Origin of the sequence: Neobacillus drentensis (assembly GCF_036966985.1) — a bacterium.
Taxonomy (GTDB): Bacteria; Bacillota; Bacilli; order Bacillales; family Cytobacillaceae; genus Neobacillus; species Neobacillus drentensis_E.
Genome location: NZ_JBALSN010000313.1, coordinates 1 through 3,340, shown reverse-complemented (window position 1 = coordinate 3,340; position 3,340 = coordinate 1). Strand labels below are relative to the sequence as shown.

Annotated in this window: 1 protein-coding gene and 1 pseudogene; both read left to right on the top strand. The window is 38.0% G+C overall.

The window, feature by feature from the left end; all coding sequences use genetic code 11:
- Positions 1 to 553: pseudogene (locus V7659_RS19975) on the top strand (glycoside hydrolase family 43 protein); the annotation flags it as partial.
- Positions 554 to 588: 35 nt separating this feature from the next.
- Positions 589 to 3,147: a family 43 glycosylhydrolase gene (locus tag V7659_RS19970; RefSeq protein WP_335541675.1), complete on the top strand. Its 2,559-nt coding sequence runs from the start codon at positions 589 to 591 to the stop codon at positions 3,145 to 3,147.
- The last annotated feature ends 193 nt before the right edge of the window (positions 3,148 to 3,340 follow it).

Here is a 3,340-nt window from a genome sequence, read left to right as displayed (position 1 = left end):
GTCTAAACCAAGAATGGTAGAGGTAGCTCCACCCAATGCAGGTGATGCATGGGCACCGGAAGCATTTTATGACGAAAAGACAGGGGAATACGTAGTATTCTGGGCTTCAACTGTGAAGAATGATCAAGGGGTATTCGAACCACATAACATCTATTATGCAAAGACAAGAGATTTTTATACGTTCACAGAACCAAAGATGTTCATTGATCGTCCTGGTAGTCAGCATATTATTGATACAACCATTATTGAAGATGGGAATATGTATTACCGTTATTCAGGGGATGGTCAAATTACGATTGAAAAAAGTAAACAAATTCTTGGTGAGTGGTCAAAAATTGGTACCATTCAATCTTCAACAGGATTAACAGGGTCCGACGTTGAAGGGCCATTAATTTATAAATTCAATGATAGAAATGCCTGGAATTTAATGGTCGATCAGTATGCGACTGGAAAAGGTTATCTTCCATTAATTACATCTGATTTAGCAAGCGGCCAGTTCACTAAATTAACAACTGCAGACTATTCTTTGGGTTCCAACCGTAAGAGACATTAGTACTCAATCTAACACAAGAAGAGTACGATACTGTAATGTCCCAATGGGATAAGGTGGTCAATGTGCCTGATGAAGAAGAACAAGAACAGCCAATTCTTGAGTATAACTTTGATGCAATCACTACAGACAAGACTATTCAGGATAATTCGGGAAATAACCATACCGGTACATTGAATGGAAATGCAACTTATGTGACAGATACCGAAAAGGATTCAAAGGCATTATATCTAGATGGAACAACTAATACATTTGCCGCCTTTCCGACAGGTTTCTTTGATGGAAGAAATACTGTGACTATCTCTATGGATATTAAACCGGAAACAGTATCAGGAAACTTCTTTACCTTTGCCATAGGAAAGAATGACCAAAAATATATGTTCCTAAGAACACGCGATACGGAGATAAGAAATGCGATGACGACTACTAGCTGGTCATCGGAACAGGAGGTAAAAACAAATACCACTTCTATTAGGAGCAAGTGGTTCAATATCAAACTTGTCATTACACCTACAAGCATGGCCATGTATAAGGACGGGATACTTGTTGCTGAAAATAACAATGTAACAGTATCAATGACAGACTTAGGTGCACAATTATCAGCATTTTTAGGTAAATCCTTTTACTCAGGAGACCAATACTTCAAAGGTTATTTCGACAACGTAAAAGTATATAATCGTACACTTTCAGAAGCAGAAATTCTAGAAATGTCTATTCAATCGACTGGAATTGGCAATTTTGTAGTGCCTGGTCAAAAAGGTCAAGCTGAAATAGATTCTAAATCACATAGAATTACAGTTCCTGTTAAAGAAGGAGAAGGTTTGGATATAACTAATTTGGCTCCTACTATAACTATTAAACCTGGATCTACTGTAAGTCCAGCGTCAGGAGAAAGACAGGATTTTACTAATCCTATTACCTATACGGTGACGGACAAGGATGGAAATAAGCAGGAATGGACTGTGAGTTTAAAAGTATTTCCAACAGGTACATTGCCAGGACTTTATGCAGATCCACAGATTGCTGTTTTTGGTGATACTTATTATATTTATCCTACAACAGATGGCTTTACCGGTTGGTCAGGTTCTCAATTTAAAGCATTCTCCTCAAAAGATTTAATAAATTGGAAAGACGAGGGTGTAATCTTAGATTTAGCAACTGATGATGTTACATGGGCAGATAAGCGCGCTTGGGCACCGGCAATCGCAGAAAAGAATGGTAAATATTATTACTATTTCTGTGCAGACGCCAACATTGGTGTAGCAACAGCACCAACACCAACAGGACCATTTAAAGATGCTTTAGGCAAACCATTGGTGCCAAGTGGAAAATATTCCGGCCAAGCCATTGATCCATACGTATTTACAGATGATGATGGCCAATCCTATTTTTATTGGGGTAATGGTGATCTCTATGGTGCAAAGCTAAATGATGATATGGTTTCTTTTGCAAATACTCCAGTCAAGATGACCCCGCCTAATTTTAGAGAGGGATCTGTTGTATTTAAAAGAAACGGTATTTATTACTTAATGTGGTCAGAAGATGATACAGGTAGCGAGAATTATCAGGTTGCTTATGCAACAGGCTCATCTCCAATGGGACCTTGGACAAAGAAGGGTGTCATTCTAAGTAAAGATTTAAGCCTTGGAATCAAAGGGCCAGGTCATAACTCTATTTTAAACATCCCAGGCACGGATGAATATTATATTGTTTATGCACGTCATGCAATGCCTGATGGTAACGGTTTTAACCGTGAGGTTGTCATTGATAAGATGGAGTTTAACGCTGACGGTACCATAAAACCAGTAAAGCCTACTTTAAAAGGTATCACTGAACCTGTGTATGTTGATACAAAAGGCCCTGAAGGTCACTTTACTATAAACAATAGTACAGAGTACACAAAGGATTCAACCGTTACCTTATCCCTTGAAGCCACGGATAATAATAGCGGTGTCTATCAAACGCGATATTCAACCGACAAAAATGAATGGGCAGAGTGGGAACCGTATGTGACCACTAAGGAATGGACTTTGCCGTCTGGAGATGGGGAAAAGACAGTATTCGTTGAATTTAAAGACCATGCGGGAAATGTTAGTGAAACATATCAACAAAAGATCACACTTGACATGACCGCTCCTGTGGTTAAACTTATTGGATTACAGAATACTTATTCCGTTGATTCAATGATTAAAATCACTTGCAGTGCAAGCGATGATTTGTCCGGTATTGCTTCAAAAGAATGCCCAAGTGTCGAAGGACCTGCCTATAGCTTCGAGTTGGGGGTAAATAAAATCATTGCATCAGCCACAGATAAAGCTGGTAATACGGCGAAAGTCGAAGCTCAGTTTAAGGTGACGGTAGATTTTGATAGTTTAGGCAAGTTAACTCAGTCTTTTGTAAGTAATGATGGGGTGTCACATTCACTAGTGGCGAAACTTCAATCAGCTAAGGAAGCAGCTGCCAAAGGAAATAAACAGGCCGTAGATGGTAAACTGAAGGCATTTGAAAATGAGTTGTCTGCTCAAATGGGGAAAACAATCACTGATAAACAGGCAAATATTTTGATTTCATTGTCTGGGAAGCTCTATTTAGATTAAATCCACAGATCGATAGATAAAACCAAAAACAATAACTGTTTTTTTAAACAGTTATTGTTTTTTTATGCCCGGATTGTTCCTAGTAATCTTTTATTCCTTAATTTATAAAATGAAGCAAAAAGAAAGCGGAATATTATAAAAAAATGCATTTCATTGAAAATACTTTACTAGGAAATCTTTCTATAATTAACAT

Coding starts and splice junctions, on each gene's coding strand:
- V7659_RS19970 (WP_335541675.1), top strand. CDS start 589: ATGTCCCAATGGGATAAGGTGGTCAATGTGCCTGATGAAGAAGAACAA.